This is a genomic window from Aeromonas sp. S18(2024) (genome assembly GCF_041402525.1).
Classification (GTDB): domain Bacteria; phylum Pseudomonadota; class Gammaproteobacteria; order Enterobacterales; family Aeromonadaceae; genus Aeromonas; species Aeromonas enteropelogenes.
Genome location: NZ_JBGLQV010000017.1, coordinates 18,632 through 36,062, shown reverse-complemented (window position 1 = coordinate 36,062; position 17,431 = coordinate 18,632). Strand labels below are relative to the sequence as shown.

22 protein-coding genes are annotated in these 17,431 nt (G+C 59.5%); 8 read left to right on the top strand and 14 right to left on the bottom strand.

The features are described 5' to 3' along the window. The first annotated feature begins 126 nt into the window (after nucleotides 1-126). On the top strand, nucleotides 127-579 hold the full coding sequence (locus tag ACB034_RS20160; protein ID WP_042072769.1) for an RNA methyltransferase: 453 nt from the start codon (nucleotides 127-129) through the stop codon (nucleotides 577-579). Nucleotides 580-604: 25 nt separating this feature from the next. Here ACB034_RS20160 and ACB034_RS20155 read toward each other — a convergent pair whose 3' ends face one another. Continuing rightward, nucleotides 605-1,366 (bottom strand): hypothetical protein, encoded by a 762-nt coding sequence (locus ACB034_RS20155; protein ID WP_371173589.1) that lies wholly within the window; start codon nucleotides 1,364-1,366, stop codon nucleotides 605-607. Nucleotides 1,367-1,540: 174 nt separating this feature from the next. On the opposite strand from ACB034_RS20155, the gene ACB034_RS20150 reads away from it, so the two are divergent. After that, complete coding sequence (locus ACB034_RS20150; RefSeq protein ID WP_026457772.1) at nucleotides 1,541-1,972, top strand: universal stress protein; 432 nt, start codon at nucleotides 1,541-1,543, stop codon at nucleotides 1,970-1,972. A gap of 55 nt (nucleotides 1,973-2,027) precedes the next feature. On the opposite strand, the gene ACB034_RS20145 is transcribed toward ACB034_RS20150, so the two are convergent. The 4 genes from ACB034_RS20145 to crp form a co-directional block, all read right to left on the bottom strand. After that, complete coding sequence (locus tag ACB034_RS20145) at nucleotides 2,028-2,660, bottom strand: murein L,D-transpeptidase catalytic domain family protein (protein WP_342011114.1); 633 nt, start codon at nucleotides 2,658-2,660, stop codon at nucleotides 2,028-2,030. Between the two features lie 177 nt (nucleotides 2,661-2,837). Continuing rightward, complete coding sequence (locus ACB034_RS20140) at nucleotides 2,838-3,950, bottom strand: porin (protein WP_042072732.1); 1,113 nt, start codon at nucleotides 3,948-3,950, stop codon at nucleotides 2,838-2,840. Nucleotides 3,951-4,317: 367 nt separating this feature from the next. Continuing rightward, entirely contained in the window at nucleotides 4,318-5,118 is an 801-nt protein-coding gene (locus ACB034_RS20135) for a putative RNA methyltransferase (RefSeq protein ID WP_223380014.1), read from the bottom strand. A gap of 115 nt (nucleotides 5,119-5,233) precedes the next feature. Continuing rightward, nucleotides 5,234-5,872, bottom strand: coding sequence for a cAMP-activated global transcriptional regulator CRP (gene crp / locus ACB034_RS20130; RefSeq protein ID WP_005335304.1), 639 nt, complete (start codon nucleotides 5,870-5,872; stop codon nucleotides 5,234-5,236). Between the two features lie 326 nt (nucleotides 5,873-6,198). On the opposite strand from crp, the gene ACB034_RS20125 reads away from it, so the two are divergent. Both ACB034_RS20125 and ACB034_RS20120 read left to right on the top strand, forming a co-directional pair. After that, nucleotides 6,199-6,603 carry an OsmC family protein gene (locus ACB034_RS20125; RefSeq protein WP_371173588.1) on the top strand — a complete coding sequence of 135 codons (405 nt, stop codon included), beginning with the start codon at nucleotides 6,199-6,201 and terminating at the stop codon, nucleotides 6,601-6,603. Nucleotides 6,604-6,652: 49 nt separating this feature from the next. Continuing rightward, on the top strand, nucleotides 6,653-6,949 hold the full coding sequence (locus ACB034_RS20120; protein WP_026456727.1) for an MliC family protein: 297 nt from the start codon (nucleotides 6,653-6,655) through the stop codon (nucleotides 6,947-6,949). Between the two features lie 116 nt (nucleotides 6,950-7,065). On the opposite strand, the gene ACB034_RS20115 is transcribed toward ACB034_RS20120, so the two are convergent. From ACB034_RS20115 to ACB034_RS20090, 6 genes are all read right to left on the bottom strand, one after another. Then, nucleotides 7,066-7,599 (bottom strand): DUF4136 domain-containing protein, encoded by a 534-nt coding sequence (locus ACB034_RS20115; protein ID WP_371173587.1) that lies wholly within the window; start codon nucleotides 7,597-7,599, stop codon nucleotides 7,066-7,068. 15 nt (nucleotides 7,600-7,614) lie between these two features. Then, the gene (locus ACB034_RS20110) at nucleotides 7,615-8,484 is read right to left on the bottom strand and encodes a phosphoribulokinase (protein ID WP_026456725.1); all 870 of its coding nucleotides are present in this window, start codon (nucleotides 8,482-8,484) and stop codon (nucleotides 7,615-7,617) included. A gap of 52 nt (nucleotides 8,485-8,536) precedes the next feature. Continuing rightward, nucleotides 8,537-8,761 (bottom strand): YheU family protein, encoded by a 225-nt coding sequence (locus ACB034_RS20105; RefSeq protein ID WP_042072725.1) that lies wholly within the window; start codon nucleotides 8,759-8,761, stop codon nucleotides 8,537-8,539. 145 nt (nucleotides 8,762-8,906) lie between these two features. After that, a complete protein-coding gene (locus ACB034_RS20100; RefSeq protein ID WP_371144994.1) occupies nucleotides 8,907-9,893 on the bottom strand; it encodes a hydrolase in 987 nt (328 codons plus the stop codon). Nucleotides 9,894-9,946: 53 nt separating this feature from the next. Beyond that, nucleotides 9,947-10,846, bottom strand: a complete 900-nt coding sequence (locus ACB034_RS20095; protein ID WP_223380017.1) for a chemotaxis protein — start codon at nucleotides 10,844-10,846, stop codon at nucleotides 9,947-9,949. Nucleotides 10,847-10,994: 148 nt separating this feature from the next. Further along, entirely contained in the window at nucleotides 10,995-11,654 is a 660-nt protein-coding gene (locus ACB034_RS20090; RefSeq protein ID WP_042025328.1) for a hypothetical protein, read from the bottom strand. 39 nt (nucleotides 11,655-11,693) lie between these two features. Here ACB034_RS20090 and ACB034_RS20085 point away from each other — a divergent pair, with 39 nt between their 5' ends. Beyond that, nucleotides 11,694-11,897: a YheV family putative zinc ribbon protein gene (locus ACB034_RS20085; RefSeq protein WP_042025330.1), complete on the top strand. Its 204-nt coding sequence runs from the start codon at nucleotides 11,694-11,696 to the stop codon at nucleotides 11,895-11,897. A gap of 141 nt (nucleotides 11,898-12,038) precedes the next feature. After that, complete coding sequence (slyD, locus tag ACB034_RS20080) at nucleotides 12,039-12,710, top strand: peptidylprolyl isomerase (RefSeq protein WP_268856450.1); 672 nt, start codon at nucleotides 12,039-12,041, stop codon at nucleotides 12,708-12,710. Between the two features lie 76 nt (nucleotides 12,711-12,786). Here the strand turns inward: slyD and ACB034_RS20075 are convergent, their stop codons facing one another. Next, nucleotides 12,787-13,002, bottom strand: a complete 216-nt coding sequence (locus tag ACB034_RS20075) for a SlyX family protein (RefSeq protein WP_042027198.1) — start codon at nucleotides 13,000-13,002, stop codon at nucleotides 12,787-12,789. A 14-nt stretch (nucleotides 13,003-13,016) separates the two neighbouring features. Then, a complete protein-coding gene (locus ACB034_RS20070) occupies nucleotides 13,017-13,985 on the bottom strand; it encodes a WD40 repeat domain-containing protein (RefSeq protein WP_371173586.1) in 969 nt (322 codons plus the stop codon). Between the two features lie 118 nt (nucleotides 13,986-14,103). Between ACB034_RS20070 and fkpA the strand changes: the two genes are divergently transcribed. Together fkpA and ACB034_RS20060 are read left to right on the top strand one after the other, a co-directional pair. Continuing rightward, a complete protein-coding gene (fkpA, locus tag ACB034_RS20065; protein ID WP_026457833.1) occupies nucleotides 14,104-14,901 on the top strand; it encodes an FKBP-type peptidyl-prolyl cis-trans isomerase in 798 nt (265 codons plus the stop codon). Nucleotides 14,902-15,050: 149 nt separating this feature from the next. Then, nucleotides 15,051-16,457 carry a sigma-54-dependent transcriptional regulator gene (locus ACB034_RS20060; protein WP_371173585.1) on the top strand — a complete coding sequence of 469 codons (1,407 nt, stop codon included), beginning with the start codon at nucleotides 15,051-15,053 and terminating at the stop codon, nucleotides 16,455-16,457. A gap of 32 nt (nucleotides 16,458-16,489) precedes the next feature. Here ACB034_RS20060 and ACB034_RS20055 read toward each other — a convergent pair whose 3' ends face one another. After that, nucleotides 16,490-17,359 (bottom strand): tetratricopeptide repeat protein, encoded by an 870-nt coding sequence (locus tag ACB034_RS20055; protein WP_371173584.1) that lies wholly within the window; start codon nucleotides 17,357-17,359, stop codon nucleotides 16,490-16,492. Nucleotides 17,360-17,431 lie beyond the last annotated feature (72 nt).

Genomic DNA, 17,431 nt, shown 5'->3' with positions numbered 1-17,431 from the left:
CGGCGAGCGCACAAAAAATCGTCATTGGGTTAGCGGGCGCTGCCGACGCGGTCGGAAGGCGCACTTTTTGCGGGTCGGGTGCGCCATTGCTGCTTATAATGCCGGCCGCAAAGAGGAGAAGAGATGATGGTGAAACGTTCGTTCTGCTGTGTGGGGCTGGTCAATCCCAAGTCACCGGAAAATGTGGGCTCGGTGATGCGGGCGGCGGGTTGCTACGGGGTGGATGAGGTCTATTACACCGGCCATCGCTTTGAGTTGGCGCGCCGGTTTGCCACCGATACCAAGCAAATGGTGGACAAGATCCCGTTACTGGGGGTCGATGATCTGCTGGCCTTTATCCCTGAGGACTGTGTGCCCGTGGTGGTGGATCTTATCGAAGGGGCCACTCCGCTTCCGGAATACCAGCATCCCGAGCGGGCTTTCTACATCTTCGGACCCGAGGATGGCACCCTGGATCCCGCCCTCTATGGTGTGGTCAGGGATGTGGTGTATGTGCCGACCCGGGGTTGCATGAATCTGGCTGCATCGGTCAACGTGATCCTCTATGACCGCCTGGCCAAGCAGCACAGGGCTGACTAGGGGATAACCGTGTCTCGCCTTGATGTCATCGGGGAGCGGCCTGCTTTTCCAGCTCCTTGATGAATCCCTGATAGTAGTCATAGAGATGGTTGTGGCGATAGATATCGGCCAGTGTGCCCTGACGGATCAGGGAGGCCATGTCTTGATCCCAGATCCGCTGCAGCTTCGCCCCCTCTGCGGTATCGGAAAAAATGGGGTAGGTGGGGATCCAGCGCAGAAAGGTCCGGTACAGACCGGTGGGGAGTTCACCGTCGGGATAGAGCACCCCGGCCGTCAGGAAGTAGCGATAGCGCCCCTTGTTCAACAGCTGCAGGGCCACCTCGTCACTGTCTATCTCGTGCCACTTCATGGTGACCGGGATGTATTTGTCCAGCGCCCAGCCCCGTCGCCATAACACATGCTGTCCCTGCAGGCTGGACTCTCCCCGCCACTGGGGTTGCCACTGCTTGAGCATGATCACCGTCAGATCATCGGCAGAGGCGGGAAAATATGGCTGCCGCACTCCGCGCACTTCGTCAAGATAGACCCCCATCGCCATGTCCCCCCCTTTCTTGGCGATCAAGGCCAGGGAGCGCTTGTAGGGCACAATATGGTGGATTACCCGGTAACCATGGGGTTGGTAGATGGTGCGCACCAGCTCGAGATAGACCCCCTTGCCATCCGCTTGGCAGAAGCCGGGCCAGTCATCGCAATAGACATGAAGGGACGCTGCGCGGCTGCCAAAAGAGGCGCACAGGCAACAGAGCAACAGAAAACCGATACGCAGTAGAGTCAGAACAGGCTCCATGGTGACAAGCGAGTCATGCTGAGCCTTTACTTTATACCAAGGTATGGGTAGCGGCTATGCGCAGAAAAACTCGGATGCTCATTTTGCGACAGGGTCGAGGGTTCTTTTTCAAGTAGTTGTTATGATGGGGTTAAAGATTCAATAGTGACCCAACAACAGAAGAGGAGACTGCTTATGTCATCGATCAAGACGCTGCTCTGCCCCGTCGATTTTTCCCACATGTCTCAAGCGGTACTCGACTACGCCGTCTTCATGGCCCAGACCCATCAGGCCCAGCTCAAGCTGATCCACGTGGTCGATCAACTGCACGGCTTCGACAGTTACAAGATCCTGCACATGACGGCCATCGAGATTACCCATGAGATGGAGCGTCAGGCCAGAACCCAGCTCAAGGAACTGATAGCGACGCTACCCATTCCCGCGACCTTCGATATCCGTTTTGGCCGGGCGGCAGACGAGATCGTCATCCAGGCAAAAGAGGATGAGGTGGACTTGATCGTCATGGGCAGTCATGGCCGCTCGGGGATCACCCATCTGCTGGTGGGCAGCGTGGCTGAATCCGTGGTGCGTCATGCCCCTTGCCCCGTGCTGGTGGTGCGCAAATAGGGCGTTGCGCTGATGGGATGATCAGGGCCGGCGTTTGCTGGCCCTTTTTGTTGCCTCAACCATGGGCGTAGATGACGCTGCCCCCCTTGATAGCATCAATGATGGCCCTGGCCTGCTCCTTGGGCAGGGCGGGGCATCCCCAGCTGCGACCCAATTTGTTGTGCTTGCGCAGATGGGAAGGGCTGGCGTAGGCCGCGCCATGTACTACGATGGCCCGTTTGCGGGCATTGCCATTGAGGGCCGGGGTCAGGCCATCGAGGCGCAACGAGTAGCCATGCTTGCCCTGATAGGTCTCCGCGGTACGGTAGACCCCGAGGGAGCTCTTCAGGGAATTGGGCTGATTGGAGAATTGACGGGCGGCCAGCTCACCGGAGTTGCGGCCATGGCTGACCCAGGTGTGATAGAGCAGTTTGTGCCGCTTCATATCGATGACAAACAGACGGCGCAGGTTGGATGGTTTGCTGTAATCGATGATGGTAAGGATGGGTTTTTGCTTGTGGCGTACGCTCTGGTAACCGTAAAGCGCCTTGCGAAACGTCTCCCTGTCCAGCTTGCCTGCCAGTCCCAGCTGGCGGTAGAGCGTCTGATCCCAGCTTGCATGGGCCTGGTTGTCCAGGCTGATGGCGACCAGCAGCAGTGGCAACAGCAGCCACGCCAGCCAGTGTCTGTGTCGGGCGTATTCTCTCATCCGTGAATTACCTCGCTATTCCCGGCCGTCCAAGCTTTCGCAGATAGTCCGTTATCCGCTCGATAGTTATATGCAAGGTATTGAAAGGGCGCAATAAAAAAACCGGCCGCAGAGCGGCCGGAAAGAAATTCATACAATAGGCATTGCTTTCACAGGGGGTAACACACTTCCAATTGCTTAGAAGTTGTATTGCAGGGCAACAGCGACGATGTCGTCGGTGTTCTGGCCCAGCTTGCTGGTGCTGGAACCGTTCTCTTCGTCCAGCAGGTTCAGCTTGTAATCAACATAGGCGTTGAAGTTGTCGGTGAAGTAGTACCAGGCACCGATGGAAACGTACTCGGTGTAGGTGTCATCGATACCGCGTGCATCATCTTTCACGTCGGTGCGCAGGTAAGCCAGAGACGGCTTGAACTTGCCGATGGTGTACTGGGCAACGGCTTCGTAACCGTCATGCTTCTCGGCGTAGCCGTTGTAGCCATTGCCGATGAACATGTAGTCTTCACCGTGGGCATAGGTAGCAGCCAGGTAGAGGTCGCCGGTTGCGTACTTGACGCCGACACCCATCAACTTGGCATCGTCGTTGCCACCGAAGGCAGCATAGCGGGACTGCTCGTCAGTCTTGCCAGCCTGGTTGTAGGCAGCAGACAGACCCAGACCCATATCGAAATCGTAGGAGGCCGCTACGGCGAAGCCTTCAGCAGAACCTTTGGTGTTCCAGCTGTTGCCGGTGTAGGCGTTGCCGCTGTAGCTCTGCTCAATGGCGCTGCGACCGGAGTTCTGCGGATCATTGTTGCCGGTGAACTGGGCACCCAGGGTCAGACCGTTGTAAGTGTACAGGTACTGGGCCAGACCGTTGGTACGACCGGTACCGAATACTTCGGTGCCTTTGCCCAGGCCGTCACCACCCCATTCGGGCAGTACGTCGGTGTAGTCGTTAACGATGCGGAACAGACCGTCCTGACGGCCGTAGCTGAAGGCACCGAAACGATCGTGCTTGATGCCGGCGTAGGCATAACGCAGTTCATCGTTGTCAGAACCGGAGGTCGGCAGGTTGTACTCGACAAAACCGAAAGCCTTCATTTCCGGGGCAATCTTGGTTTCACCGCTCATGTTTACACGGAAGTAGCTGGCGTCGCCTTCGGAACTGTCGTCATCAGTACCGTAGTACATGCCCTGAGCACGACCACCGATGTCCAGTTTGGTGTCGTTCTGGTTGTATACGGTTGCGGCATTGGCACCACCGGCCAGCAACAGGCTGGAGATGGCAAGAGTCAGTGCAGACTTTTTCATAATGCTTATTCCTCTGTAATAAGACTTCCGAACCTGTTTCTCGGTTCTATTGGATCGGAGGGGCTCCGATACCCACAAGGTAGGAGTCGAAACCTTGACTGGCGCTGAATGCATCAATGCTTAATTAACCTTGGGGCATCCGCTACGACAGTTAATTTCTTGCGATTAAAAAAGTAGCATAAAAAATTAACTTAATTTTATTCAATGGGTTAATTGGTAAGGATGAGTGAGCAGGGATGTGGATGTGAGCCAATAGTATCCCGTAAACCGGAAGTGGCAGGTTGTGAGGCCGATCACACAGGAGATCGCGGCAAAACAGGGAGGTGAGGGAAAAACAGAGGGGCGAATGGAGCGCCCCTCGGGAAGATCAGCAGGGTTTTTGCCACAGGGTGAGCAACAGATCCTGCTCCAGCAGGTCCGGCCCCTGATGGGTGAAGGCGTGACGTTGTTCGCCGTTGGCTCGCCAGCCGAGGCGACTGGTTTCCAGAATAAAGGTGCGCAGGGCCTGATCCATGGTCATGGCGAACTGGCAACGATCCTGCCCCACCAGCTCGAGGCCGGTGAGAGATGGCCAGCTCAAGGGATGTTCCATGCTCACCGGATTGAGACTGACTCTCAGCTGCCACTGGTGGCGAGGCCCGGGTTGCAGATAGAGCAGATAACCGCCCGGTGCCAGCCAGCTGACCAGTTGCTCCGTCTTGACCTTGAGATCGTTGACCAGCAATACCTGGGCCGTGCCGGGCTGCAGGGGCGCGCGGACCGGATCGGCGATGACGAACTGGCCCTCCGGCTGTGCCTTGCTGGCGGCGAAGATGGTGTTCTTGGCAATATCGACGCCGCCAAATTGCCAGCCGGGCAGCCGCTCGGCCAGTGCGCGGCAGTAGTAGCCTTCGCCGCAGCCGAGGTGGATCAGCTCATGGGCACCGAGTGGGGCGAGCAGGGCGGCCATCGCCTCGATGAGTGGCAATTGGTGTCCCTGTTCCAGAAAATGGCGCTTGGCACGCATCAGGGCGCGGCTGTCGCTGTCCTTGGGATTCTTCTTGCCGGGGATGAGATCCAGATAGCCTTCCGGTGCAGGATCGAAGTGGTGCTTGTTGGCGCAGTAGACCCCACGAGAGGCTTCGTGAAGATGCAGGGGGCTGCGGCAACGGGGACATTGAAGATGCATAAAAACTCTCCTGGCTGATGCCATGAAAGGGGAAGGGCGTTCGGGATTATAGGGGAGCGGATCGAAAAAGGCTGCCGTAGCAGCCTTTTTTATCCGGTAGCCGGTGTCGGGTCGATCAGCGGGTGCCGAAGACCACGATAGTCTTGCCGTGGGCGGAGATGAGCTCCTGCTCTTCCAGCATCTTGAGGATGCGGCCGACAGTTTCGCGGGAGCAGCCGACGATCTGGCCGATCTCCTGACGGGTGATCTTGATCTGCATGCCATCCGGGTGGGTCATGGCATCCGGCTGTTTGGCCAGGTTGAGCAGGGTCTGGGCGATCCGGCCGGTCACATCCAGGAAGGCGAGGTTGCCGACTTTCTGGCTGGTATGTTGCAAACGCTTGGCCATCTGGCCGGAGAGGCGCATCAGGATATCCGGGTTGACCTGGATCAGCTGGCGGAACTTCTTGTAGGAGATCTCTGCGACTTCGCAGGAGCCCTTGGCACGAACCCAGGCGGAACGCTCAGGATTCTCGTTCTCCTCGAACATCCCCATCTCACCCAGGAAGTCGCCCTGGTTCAGGTAGGAGAGGATCATCTCTTTGCCCTCATCGTCCTTGATCAAGACGGCCACAGTGCCCTTGACGATGTAGTAGAGGGTTTCCGCTTTTTCACCCGCGTGGATCAGGGTGCTCTTGGCGGGATACTTATGAATGTGGCAGTGCGACAAGAACCATTCCAGGGTGGGATCGCTTTGCGGTTTGCCAATAACCATGAGAATTCCTCTGTAGTGTCTTTTTATGGACTTGTGCGTCCGGGCAAGCTGCCAACCTTGCCATTCCTTGTAGTGGTCGCAGTAGGATAAGAGCCTTTGTCTGTGCTGACAAGGCTTTGCGGGCTTTTGAGGATCCCTTGGAGTCATGCCTGCTGCGCCGTTCGCGTCATTTTAGGGAAGATGAGCGGGGGATATGTTGATTTTGATCTATTTCCATTCCAACTCATCCGTTACGGCGTCGGTATGGGCACAAGGGTGCCGAACGGAGGGGGAGTGGGGTATGCTATGGACATCATGAGCATAATGACAATACGAGGATGCGTGAGATGAAAGCCAAGGTCAGCTGGGTAGAGGGCATGAAATTTACAGGAGAGAGCGAGTCCGGCCACAAGGTGGTGCTGGATGGTGCCAACCCTGGTGAAGGGGCAAGCCCGATGGAGATGATCCTGCTGGCGGTCGGTGGTTGCAGCTCCATCGACGTGGTCTCCATCCTGGAGAAGGCGCGTCAGTCTGTGACCGCCTGCCATGTGGAACTGGCTGGCGAGCGGGCAGATTCGGTGCCACGGGTTTTTGAAAAGATCCACCTGGACTTTGTCGTCACCGGCAAGGAGCTGGCCGAAAAGCAGGTGGCCCGTGCGGTGGATCTGTCGATGGAAAAATACTGTTCCGTTTCCCTGATGTTGGAAAAAGCGGTACAAATTACTCACAGTTATCAAATTCTTGAAGCCTGATAACCCGAGCGTTGTTTCGTTGATAACGCCACGACATAAGGAAAGTGCAATGAAAAAAATGATCGTTCTGCTTCCTCTGTTGGGTCTGGCGGCGTGCAGCAGCCCGCAACCTACCCAGTACCAGTACAGCCAGTACCAGTGCGGGGAGGTGATGCTGGCCGTCACCTATGATCCCCAGGCTGACATGGTGCAATTCCCCTATGGTGGGCTCTATTACAAGCTGGATCGGGTGGAGTCACAATCAGGCGAGAAATACTCGGACAGCGTGACCACTTTCATGAAGCAGGACAAACAGGCCACGCTGGTACAGAAGAATGTCACCCAGCTGACCTGCACCCTGCAGTAAGCATAAGGTCTCGTTCCATGACCTGAGTCTGTTGCCGATGTCGTGGTGATATCTGGGTCAAAAAAGGGTGGCTTGCCAGAGACAAGCCGCCCTTTTGCATCTGTGCCAAACCCGGGTCAGTGGCCGGGCACCGAGGAGAGCAGTTCGGCGGCCAGCTGCTGGCTCAGTTGCTGGCGCTGGCTATCGGCAATGGCGACATCGCTGGCCAGAGAGATGGCGCTGCTCCAGACCTCCTGCTGGGTGCGCCGATCGAGCAGTACGATGGCCAGGGTGCCTTTGCGCTCACCGGCCTTGGTCTGCAATCCCGGCGTCATGCCAAGGCGTGCGAAGATCTGGCCGTCGCTGACATCCTTTTCACCCGCGACGCCGATGGCGACCCAGAGATCCGCCTCATCGAGGGGCACGCTCTGCCACCCTTTGCCATTGAGCTGCTGGCTGACCGCCTGCTGCAGGGGATCGAGCCACCCTTCGGCATGGGCCCCGGCATACTGGAACTGTTCGGCCAGGGCGTAGCGCGGTGTCGCGCCGAATGGCCAGTCACTGGCCGGCCGAACCACCATGGTGCCCGCCTCGACGGTCGGCGCAGCCGGACCCGTGCTGCAGCCACCCAGCAGGGCCGCCAATCCCACAGAGATAAACGCTAACCGCATCATAAACTCCTTGGCTCAGGTGATCTTGCCGGTTTCGATCAGTTGCTGGATGAGGGGACGCAGGATCAGCTCCATCGCAAAACCCATCTTGCCGCCCGGTACGACGATGGTATTCATGCGTGACATGAAAGAGCCATCGATCATCGACAGCAGGTAGGGGAAATCCACCTGCTTGATGCCGCGAAACCGTATCACCAGCATACTCTCGTCCAGACTCGGGATCACCTTGGCACTGAAGGGGTTGGAGGTGTCCACCGTCGGCACCCGCTGGAAGTTGATGTGGGTGCGTGAGAACTGGGGGGTGATGAAGTTGATGTAGTCATCCATGGAGCGGACGATGGAGTCGGTCACCGCCTCGCGGGAGTGCCCGCGCTCCGAAGTGTCGCGAATGAGCTTCTGGATCCACTCCAGGTTGACGATGGGCACCACGCCGATGAGCAGGTCCACGTGGCGGGCCACGTTGTGCTCGTCGGTGACCACGCCGCCGTGCAACCCCTCATAAAACAACAGATCGGTCTCGCTCGGCAGATGCTGCCAAGGGGTGAAGGTACCCGGCATCTGGTTGAAGGGGACCGCCTCGTCGAAGCTGTGCAGATAACGGCGATACTGGCCGCTGCCTTGCTGGCCGTACTCCTGGAAAAACGACTCCAGCAGGCCGAAGTCGTTGGCTTCCGGGCCGAAATAGCTGATATGGCGCCCCTGTTCGCGCGCCTTGCGGATCGCCACATCCATCTCCGGTCGGGTGTAGCGATGAAAACTGTCCCCCTCCACCACGGCCGCGTTGTAACCCAGTTGATGAAACATGGAACGAAAGGCGATGGTGGAGGTGGAGGTGCCGGCTCCGGACGAACCGGTAACCGCAATAATGGGATGCTTGGCCGACATAGAATGCTCTCTTCCTTGGGAGTTCCGTTATAAAGGCAGGCTTCGTGCCCGGTCAAGCCGACTCGATGAAGCGATCCTTGGGCACTATGTTGACCGACTCGTGCAACTCGCTGTAGACGATGACGGCGGAGCCTTGCTGCAACTGGGCTTTGACGGTCTCGACCTTGCGGGCGAGGGGCACATCCTGCTCGCCATATTCGGTGCCTTCCTGCAGTACGAAATGTTCGATGAGATTGGTCAGGGTTTCGCTATCCAGCTCTTGCCAGGGGATGATCATCGGTAAGTCTCACAACAAAAAAAGGGCTGTCGGGTCATTGTTATGCCCGCTTGCCCGAGTGCAACTCCTTTTTACGCCCCGCAGGCACTTAAGTGTCACCTGGCGATGGCTCAGAATGTGCAGCCGGGCAAGATGCCGAGATGTGTCAGTTCTGGGTGGTGGCCCGTGCTTGCTCGGTTATCCAGCGGCTGATCCGCTCATCCAGCCAGAATCTGGGTCGCCAGGGTGTGCCGTGCAGGAATCCCACATGGCCGCCACGTTGGCTGAGCTCATAGCGCACCATGGGGTTGAGCTGTTCGGGGCGCGGGATCACTGCCTGCGACATGAAGGGATCGTCGGCGGCGTGGATGATCAGCGTCGGGATCGGGATCTGTCGCAGCAGGGGCAGACCGGAGCAGCTCTGGTAGTAGTGGCCGGCGTTGGTGAAGCCATGGAGCGGGGCGGTGACCTGCTCGTCAAAGTCGCGCAGGGTGGCAATGCTTCGCACCTGCTGTGGTTGCCAGCGCTCGCCCGCTTTCTGTTGCTGGTGGATCTTGTTTAACAGGTTGCGGCGCATGGTGCGCAGCAGATAGTTCTGATAGACCTTGGAGAAGCCCTGGTTGACCCGGTTGGCACAGCTTTCCAGCTGCAGGGGGGCCGAAATCACCACGGCCGCTGTCAGTGCCGCCGGACAGGCGCGAGCCAGCAGATTGACCAGCATGTTGCCGCCCAGCGAAAAGCCGATGGCGATCAAGGGCTTGCTCGGAAAGCGTCGGCTCAGCTCGGCAATCACTTCCTGCGCATCGCCGATGGCCCCCGAGTGATAGGCCTGCAGGTGGCGATTGGGCTCGCCGCTGCAACCCCGAAAGTGCATCAGCACCGCCTCTCTCCCTTCCTGCTGCAGGTGGCCAAACAATCCCTTGGCGTAGTGGGAGTGAATGCTTCCCTCCAGGCCATGGAACACCACCACCAGCGGCTGGGCATCCTGGGCCATTTCCCCGCTCCAGGCGAGGTCGACGAAATCCCCGTCCGTCAGTTCAAACCGCTCGGCCACGAAGCGGGCCGGGGTCCGGCGCAGCCATTTTGGCAATATGGTTTGCAGATGGGGGTTGCGGGCCCACCAGGGGGCCTGAAAGTGACTCTCGGTCAACATGGGTCTGTCGGTTCCGGTTGTAATGGCGGGAAGTGTCCTCCCCGCCTCTGTGGTCAGTGCTGCAGGCGGTCGTGGTGCTCGGCACCGCGCAGCATGGCCTGGATCAGCTCGTTGGCCTCGAACTTGGTCAGCGCTTCGTGAGCCCCCACCTGATGGGCCCGCTCCACGCTGATCTCGCTGGAGAGGGAGGTGTGCAGGATGATGTAGGCACCCGCCAGCTTGCTGTCGCTCTGCACTTCGAAGGCGAGCTCATAACCATCGAGCCCCGGCATCTCGATATCGCTCACCAGGATATCGATGGGGGTCTGCTGGCCAGCTCTCTCCTGCATCAGGGTCAGCGCATCCTTGCCATTGGTGCAGACCTCGTAGGGGATATTGATGTAATCGAGTGCCGCCATCAGCTGGCGGCGGGCGACGGAGGAGTCATCCACCAGCAGGATCCGCATCGGCTTGATCCGCTCCCGCTGCACGTCGGTCAGCACCGGATAGAGGTGGCTGGGATCGTCAGGGTAGACCCGTGACAGGATCAGCTCCACGTCCAGCAGCTGGATCAGCTGGCCGTTGACCCGGGTCACTCCGGTCACGAAGACGTTGTGACCGAGGGCGGCAGGCGGCGGGGCGATATCGCGCCAGTTGCACTCGGTGATCTTGTCGATGCCGCGCACCAGAAAGCCCACCAGGGTACGGCGACAATCGGTGATGATGATGAAACAGTGTTGTATCTCTTCCCGTTGGATGGGGCGATATCCCACCGCCATGGCCATGTCGATCACCGGAATGGTGGTGCCACGCATATTGGCTGCCCCCAGCACGGTCGGGTGGGACTGGGGCAGCGCGGTCAGCTGGGTATAGGGCACTATCTCCTTTACCTTGAGGGTGCCGATGGCGAAGGATTGGTTGGCTGAGAGATGAAACAGCAACATGCCCTGGGATTGATTGGCTTTGCTCGTCATGGCAGATGTCCTGTTGGTCGAAACGTTGGCCGTCACTTATGGTTCCAGCATAAAGGATAAGAGGGGGGATGATCCTCTCTTGTTAACGACCGGCGGCCAAAAAACTGGACTCGCCTGGCCGTTTTTCTTCGCTGGCGGGGGAGGGCGCTTATTGCCCCTCGCCCGGTGTCACGCCCCAGCGCTGACAAGCCTGTTGCAGCGCCGCTTCATCGGGATAACCCAGTTTGCCGGCAACCTGAGCTGCCTTGCTGCCTCCCTTGAGCAGTCTGAGGGCCTGCAGCAGTTGCCACTGCTGTTGCAGGGCATCGCCCGGGACTGGCGCATCGGCCCGCTCGGCCCACGTTTGCAGCGCATCGGGATGGCCGCTGGCGATGGCCTGCCAGTCCGCTTGCAGGGTTTCATTCCCCTGCTGACTGATGGGGCACTGTTGCACCTCATCGAGAATGACCTGCAGCCGGTGGCCATAGGCCCCCTGCCAATCCTGTGGCCGCTGCCATTGAGCCAGCGAATCGAGCAGGGCATCGAGCAGCGGCGAGGCTTGCAGCCAGCCGGCCTGCCCGGGTTGCGGCGCTCGCAGGGAGACGCTCAGCAGGTCGTAATCGCAATCTGCCAGCGGGCTGAAGGCGGCCAGAGCATCGGCACAGAGCCAGAAACAGCGGCCGGCCGGGAGCAACAGCTCATGCTGACCGAGTCTTAGCAGCGCGGCTCCTCTGGTCACCCGCAACAACTGCCCGACCGGGGTACGTTTGCGATGACCGGCTTGCAGGCCCTGGCTGGAAAAATGGTGGTACTCGATGGCGTGATGCATGTAAAAACCCTGATATGATGCTGCCTGGAGGTAACAAAAATGGAAACCAGACGTAAAAAGCGCTTCATTGCCGGTGCAGTCTGCCCGGCGTGCGGCAAGATGGACAACATGATGCTGTATCTGGAGCATGGAGTCGAGAAGGTGACCTGCGTCTCCTGCGGCGATACCCAGGTGCAGACGCCGGCCGAGGTCGATGAGATGACCCGGGAGACCGAAGAGGTGATCGGGGTATTCCGCCCCTGACGGGGTAACGGGATTGGGTGAGGGGTGTCACTTCGATCCCGCTGTCGCTTTTTTCAACACCCGCTGGCAGGGTCCGCCATAGGCGTGGCCCGCTTTTTAGGGTATTCTGAGCCCGTTTTTTTCTATCCGCAGGATCCTGACATGAAAGTAGCTCCTCTGAGCGTGGTTACGCTGGAATACACAGTCACCGACGAGCACGGTGAAGTCATCGACAGCACTGTCGGCAAAGAGCCGCTGGTATATCTGCACGGTACTCGCTATCTGGTTTCCGGCCTCGAAGCCGAGCTGGAAGGTCGCGCGGTAGGTGACGCCTTCGAAGTGACCCTGACCCCGAGCCAGGCCTACGGCGAATATGACGAGTCTCTGGTGCAGGAAGTGCCGGGCGAGCTGTTCGACGGTATGGAAGTCTCCGAAGGGGATACTTTCGTGGCCGAGACCGATGACGGCCACCGCCCGGTGACCGTGGTTGAAGTGTCCGAGTCCTTCGTCAAGGTGGATGGCAACCATCCGCTGGCTGGCGTGACCCTGGGCTTCAAGGTCGAGATCAAGGACGTGCGTGCCGCCACCGCCGAAGAGCTGGCTCACGGTCACGTTCACGGTGCCGGTGGTTGCGGCCACGATCATGGTCATGATCATGACCACGATCACGGTGGCTGCTGTGGTGGTGGTCATCACCATCATGAAGAAGAGCATGGCCATGGTGGTTGCTGCGGCGGTGCTGGCCACGGTCACGACCATGATCACGGTGACGACCATGGTCACGGCGGCTGCTGCGGTGGCGGCGGTTGCGGTGGCAAGGGCCATCACCACTGATCCGGGTTCGACCCGAGATAAAAAAACCCGCGCCTGGCGCGGGTTTTTTTATGAACTGGTGGCTGGCGTCACCGGATCAGTAGTGAGGGGGGGGCGTCTCTTCGGACATGCTGGCAATCTGGCTCGGCTGCACGCTCTTGAGCTTGTCCACCAGCAGCTGGATCTGATGCTTGAGCCGATCCAGCTCGCGCCCCTGGGTGGTGACCTCATCGTTGAGCAGCTCTATGGTGTATTCCGCATAGGCAAGACGGGTTTCCAGGGTTTCGATACGATCGTTTACTTGCTGACTCATGGGCCTTCGGGTCCTTACTTGATTGTCCAGATTTCGGCCAGACCACTGGAGCTGGCGCTGACAAGGTGGCTATTGTCGCGCAAAGCCACGCCGTAGACCACAGCGCTGGGCGGTTTGGCCTTGGGATAGGGGGCGACGCGCCAGCTCTGCAGCAAGGTGCCATCGCTCACCCGCCACAGGGAGAGCTGGCGTGACGGGGCTCCTGTGATGAGCCATTTGCCGTCGTTGGCAAAGCGGGCGCTGCTGTACACCTCGAAACGGTGATCAAACTGCAGCCGGCTCATCTCTTTACCGGTTTTCAGATCCCAGATGCTGGCCTGACGGCTGTCGGCGGTGAAGGCGTAGCGGCCGCTGGGCTCCAGTCTGGCCATCACTACCCGGCCGCCGTGGTTGAAACGCCACACTACCTGGCCACTTTGGGTATCCCACAGATAGGCGCTGTAGTCGTTGCCACCGGTCAGGGCATAGCGGCCATTGGCGGAGAGATCCACCGTATTGATCTGCTCGGTATGCCCCAGAAATTGCAGGCGGCGTCCGCTCTGGGTGTCGACCACCTCCGCCTTGCCATCTTCCCGACCGATCAGCACTTGACGGCCATCTGCAGACAGGGCGATGTCCCTCAGCCTGGATTCAGGAAGGGAGTAGTAGCCTTGCGAATGCCCATTCTGGAGGGCCCAGATGGCGAAGGTATTTGACGTTGCGGTGACGGCGTGGTCGTTGCCTTCGGCAAAACGGGTAATGAACACCAGGTTGTCCGGTGCGTCTGATTGCGTCCAGCGCCAGCGTTGGCGGTTTTGCTCAAGGTCCCATACCACGATACCCTGACTCAAGCTGGAGACGATGGCTTGCTTGCCATCGCTGGAGAGATCGGCGGTCAGCAGGCCTGTGCTGGCGAGGGTAATTTGCTGGTCTGGCCGGGCGCTTTGCTCGCAGCCAGTCAGCATCAAGCAGAGGCTTACCAGATAAATAGCACTTTTTAACATTTTTGCGGTCTCACGCTGTTGTTACCTGCAATCACGGCGTTAGTATAAGGCGCTTGTCACGATAAACCTCTCATTTCACGATGGAACCGAGAGCGGTATTTGAAGTTTGGAGAAACTGATGAATAAATTTCTGAAGGTGTCCCTGTTGGCTGCGGCGGTTGCCGTGGGTCTGACTGCTTGCCAAGACGAGAAGCCGGCGGCCAATACCGCCGAGGTGAAGGCAGAGGCCAGCAAGCCTGCAGAGGCGACCAAGGCTGAAGCCAAGAGCTTTGAAGAGCAATCCGGTTATGCGATTGGCCTCTCCATGGGTCGTTACATCGCCAACACCCTGGAGCGTCAACAAGAGCTCGGCATCAAGCTGGACAACGCCGTGATCCTGAAAGGGGTGACTGACGGTCTGGGCAAAGACGCCAAGATGACCGATGAAGAGATCCAGAAGGTTCTGCAGCAGTACGACGCCAAGATCAACGAGCTGACCAAGGCCAAGGCCGAGAAAGATGCCGTTGAGAACCTGAAGAAGGGCGAAGCCTTCCTGGCTGACAATGCCAAGAAAGAGGGCGTGAAGACCACCGAATCCGGCCTGCAGTATCAGGTCGAGAAGATGGGTACAGGCGCCAAGCCGAAGGCCACCGATATCGTCAAGGTGCACTACACCGGCACCCTGACCGATGGCACCAAGTTTGACAGCTCCGTCGATCGCGGCGAGCCGGCGACCTTCCCGCTCAACCAGGTGATCCCGGGCTGGACCGAAGGGGTACAACTGATGCCGGTTGGCTCCAAGTTCAAGTTCTTCCTGCCGTCCAAGCTGGCCTATGGCGAGCATGGTGCAGGCACCATCCCGGCCAATGCCGTGCTGGTGTTTGACGTTGAACTGCTGGACATCGAGAAGCCGGCGGCTGACGACGCTAAAAAGTAAGTTCATCTTGCGTAAAAACGGCTCCTTAGGGAGCCGTTTTTTCTTGTGTCTCTTCGGGATCCGCGGGATAACTGGAGGGGCGTCACCTTGGGTTTGCCCGAGAAAGGTTGCAAAATAAAAGCGCACAATCAATGACAAGGATGAATCCTGTGGCTGAAAACAAACCGCGTGTGCTGTTGGTGGAAGATACCCGGAGTCTGGCGGTCGTCTATGAGCAGTACCTGCGTCAGGATGGTTATGAGGTAGTGTTGGCCGATTGTGGCCAGCAGGCGCTGGACCAGCTGATGGCGAGCCCCCCGCCCGTGGTGCTGCTCGATCTGGAGCTGCCGGACATGTCCGGCATGGACATTCTGCAGCAGATCACCGAACAGCAGCTGCCCTGCGCCGTGGTGGTGATCACCGCTCATGGTTCGGTGGACGTGGCGGTAGAGGCGATGCGCCTCGGCGCCTTTGACTTCCTGACCAAACCTTTTGACAGCAAGCGGCTGTGCGCCACGGCGCGCAACGCCCTGAAACACCAGCAACTAAGCTCGCTGGTGGCCCAGTACCGGGAAAACTTCGAGCGTCACTCCTTCGCCGGCTTCATCGGTGCTTCCATGCCGATGCAGGCTGTCTATCGCATCATAGAGAGCGCGGCCCCAAGCAAGGCCACCGTGTTCATCACAGGAGAGAGCGGTACCGGCAAGGAGGTGTGTGCCGAGGCGATTCACCAGTGCAGCCCTCGCCGCGATCAGCCCTTCATCGCACTCAACTGCGCCGCTATCCCCCACGATCTGATGGAGAGCGAGATCTTCGGCCACGTGAAGGGCTCTTTCACCGGCGCCCAGGGGGATCGCAAGGGGGCGGCGAGTCTTGCGGACGGCGGCACCCTGTTTCTGGACGAGCTCTGCGAGATGGATCTCGACCTGCAGAGCAAGCTCTTGCGTTTCATCCAGACCGGCACCCTGCAGCGCGTCGGCAGCAGCAAGCTGGAGACGGTGGACGTGCGTTTCGTCTGCGCCACCAACCGGGATCCGCTGGTGGAGGTGAAGGCGGGGCGTTTTCGCGAGGATCTCTACTACCGGTTGCACGTCATCCCCCTCTACCTGCCGCCGTTGCGCGAGCGGGGCGAGGACATCCTGCTGCTGGCCCGCAGCCTGTTGCAGAGCTACGCCAAGGAAGAGAACAAGCGCTTCAAGGATTTCGATGCCCAGGCGGCGCGGGTGCTGCTCGACTACCCCTGGCCCGGCAACGTGCGTGAACTGCAGAACGTGGTGCGCAACATAGTGGTGCTGAACGACAAGGATCAGGTGAGCCAGGATATTTTGCCGCCCCCGCTCAATGGCGGACGTTCCCTGAACGGGGCGGCCCCTGTGGCCCAGCCTGCTGTGGCCAGCGCGCCGGAGCGGCCTGCCCATGGGCCGATCCGCCCGCTCTGGCTGGTGGAAAAAGAGGTGATAGAACAGGCCATCGCCAGCTGTGACGGCAACATACCCAAGGCCGCGGCCCTGCTCGAGATCAGCCCCTCGACCATCTATCGCAAGAAGCAGGGATGGGAAGAGGCCAATCTCGTCTGAATCAGGGGCGGCGCCAGGCCGCCCCTGCGTTGTCAAAGCTTGGCGAGCCGCTTGAGACGGGCGAGCCGCTCCCCCCCCTGGCGCTTGAACCACTCATCGCGCGACAGCAAAAACCAGGCGCGGGCGAAATATTCGGCCGCCGCCGGATCGTCCAGCGCCAGCGCATTCTCCCCCAGCTCTTCGAATACATAGCCATCCTCGGGGGCGCCAGCGGCAGCCATGTCGGCCTGCAACTGCGTGAGCTCGGCCTGCGCCTGTTCGTGCAGCCCCTGGGCCCGGCTCAGGCGGGCCAGGCTCCAGCGGGCGATAAAGGCCTTGGCCGGGTTGTTATGCTGCTCGTGCCAGGCCAGGCATTTTTGCTGACACTGGCGGGCCTCTTCCAAACGGCCCAGTTCGAACAGGGTCCACCCCTGATTGTTATAGATGGGGGCGAGCCAGCCGCGCACCCGCTCATCCTGGCTGCGCTCCGCCAGCTCCATCGCCAGCTGATGCCAGCGGCTTTGCTCCTCCAGCGGGGCGGCGATGGCCACCATGTGGGCCGCATCGATGGCGAGATAAAGCTCCTTGTGTTTCAGCCCCTGTTGCCAGGCCTGTTCAAACAGCGTCCTGGCACTGGCCTTGTCGCCGGCGGAGTTGAAGCTGCGACCTCGCTCCAGCAGGACGCGAAGGCGCGCCCGCGGGGTGGCATCAGTGAGGCGGGGTTCTATCTCGTCGAGCAGCTGGTGCGCCTCGGCAAACTGGCGTTGCAGCGAATGGGTGCGGGCTATCTGGGTGAGCAGCTCCAGTTCATACTGCAGGTCGGCGGCGGCGTGCGCCTCGGGCAGCAGAGCATGAAAACGCAGGGCACTGGCGGCGGGATCCTGATAATCCCACAGCGCCATGAAATCGGGCGGATTGTCCATTCGGCCTCCTTGCAGGCGATCCTGTCACCAAGATGCCTGCAGGCCATTGTTTGTACAAGGGGCACCCGTCAC

Coding starts and splice junctions, on each gene's coding strand:
- ACB034_RS20150 (WP_026457772.1), top strand. CDS start 1,541: ATGTCATCGATCAAGACGCTGCTCTGCCCCGTCGATTTTTCCCACATG.
- ACB034_RS20125 (WP_371173588.1), top strand. CDS start 6,199: ATGAAAGCCAAGGTCAGCTGGGTAGAGGGCATGAAATTTACAGGAGAG.
- fkpA (WP_026457833.1), top strand. CDS start 14,104: ATGAATAAATTTCTGAAGGTGTCCCTGTTGGCTGCGGCGGTTGCCGTG.
- ACB034_RS20085 (WP_042025330.1), top strand. CDS start 11,694: ATGGAAACCAGACGTAAAAAGCGCTTCATTGCCGGTGCAGTCTGCCCG.
- ACB034_RS20120 (WP_026456727.1), top strand. CDS start 6,653: ATGAAAAAAATGATCGTTCTGCTTCCTCTGTTGGGTCTGGCGGCGTGC.
- ACB034_RS20155 (WP_371173589.1), bottom strand. CDS start 1,366: ATGGAGCCTGTTCTGACTCTACTGCGTATCGGTTTTCTGTTGCTCTGT.
- slyD (WP_268856450.1), top strand. CDS start 12,039: ATGAAAGTAGCTCCTCTGAGCGTGGTTACGCTGGAATACACAGTCACC.
- ACB034_RS20135 (WP_223380014.1), bottom strand. CDS start 5,118: ATGCATCTTCAATGTCCCCGTTGCCGCAGCCCCCTGCATCTTCACGAA.
- ACB034_RS20090 (WP_042025328.1), bottom strand. CDS start 11,654: ATGCATCACGCCATCGAGTACCACCATTTTTCCAGCCAGGGCCTGCAA.
- ACB034_RS20160 (WP_042072769.1), top strand. CDS start 127: ATGGTGAAACGTTCGTTCTGCTGTGTGGGGCTGGTCAATCCCAAGTCA.
- ACB034_RS20095 (WP_223380017.1), bottom strand. CDS start 10,846: ATGACGAGCAAAGCCAATCAATCCCAGGGCATGTTGCTGTTTCATCTC.
- ACB034_RS20100 (WP_371144994.1), bottom strand. CDS start 9,893: ATGTTGACCGAGAGTCACTTTCAGGCCCCCTGGTGGGCCCGCAACCCC.
- ACB034_RS20105 (WP_042072725.1), bottom strand. CDS start 8,761: ATGATCATCCCCTGGCAAGAGCTGGATAGCGAAACCCTGACCAATCTC.
- ACB034_RS20055 (WP_371173584.1), bottom strand. CDS start 17,359: ATGGACAATCCGCCCGATTTCATGGCGCTGTGGGATTATCAGGATCCC.
- ACB034_RS20140 (WP_042072732.1), bottom strand. CDS start 3,950: ATGAAAAAGTCTGCACTGACTCTTGCCATCTCCAGCCTGTTGCTGGCC.
- crp (WP_005335304.1), bottom strand. CDS start 5,872: ATGGTTATTGGCAAACCGCAAAGCGATCCCACCCTGGAATGGTTCTTG.
- ACB034_RS20110 (WP_026456725.1), bottom strand. CDS start 8,484: ATGTCGGCCAAGCATCCCATTATTGCGGTTACCGGTTCGTCCGGAGCC.
- ACB034_RS20070 (WP_371173586.1), bottom strand. CDS start 13,985: ATGTTAAAAAGTGCTATTTATCTGGTAAGCCTCTGCTTGATGCTGACT.
- ACB034_RS20145 (WP_342011114.1), bottom strand. CDS start 2,660: ATGAGAGAATACGCCCGACACAGACACTGGCTGGCGTGGCTGCTGTTG.
- ACB034_RS20115 (WP_371173587.1), bottom strand. CDS start 7,599: ATGCGGTTAGCGTTTATCTCTGTGGGATTGGCGGCCCTGCTGGGTGGC.
- ACB034_RS20075 (WP_042027198.1), bottom strand. CDS start 13,002: ATGAGTCAGCAAGTAAACGATCGTATCGAAACCCTGGAAACCCGTCTT.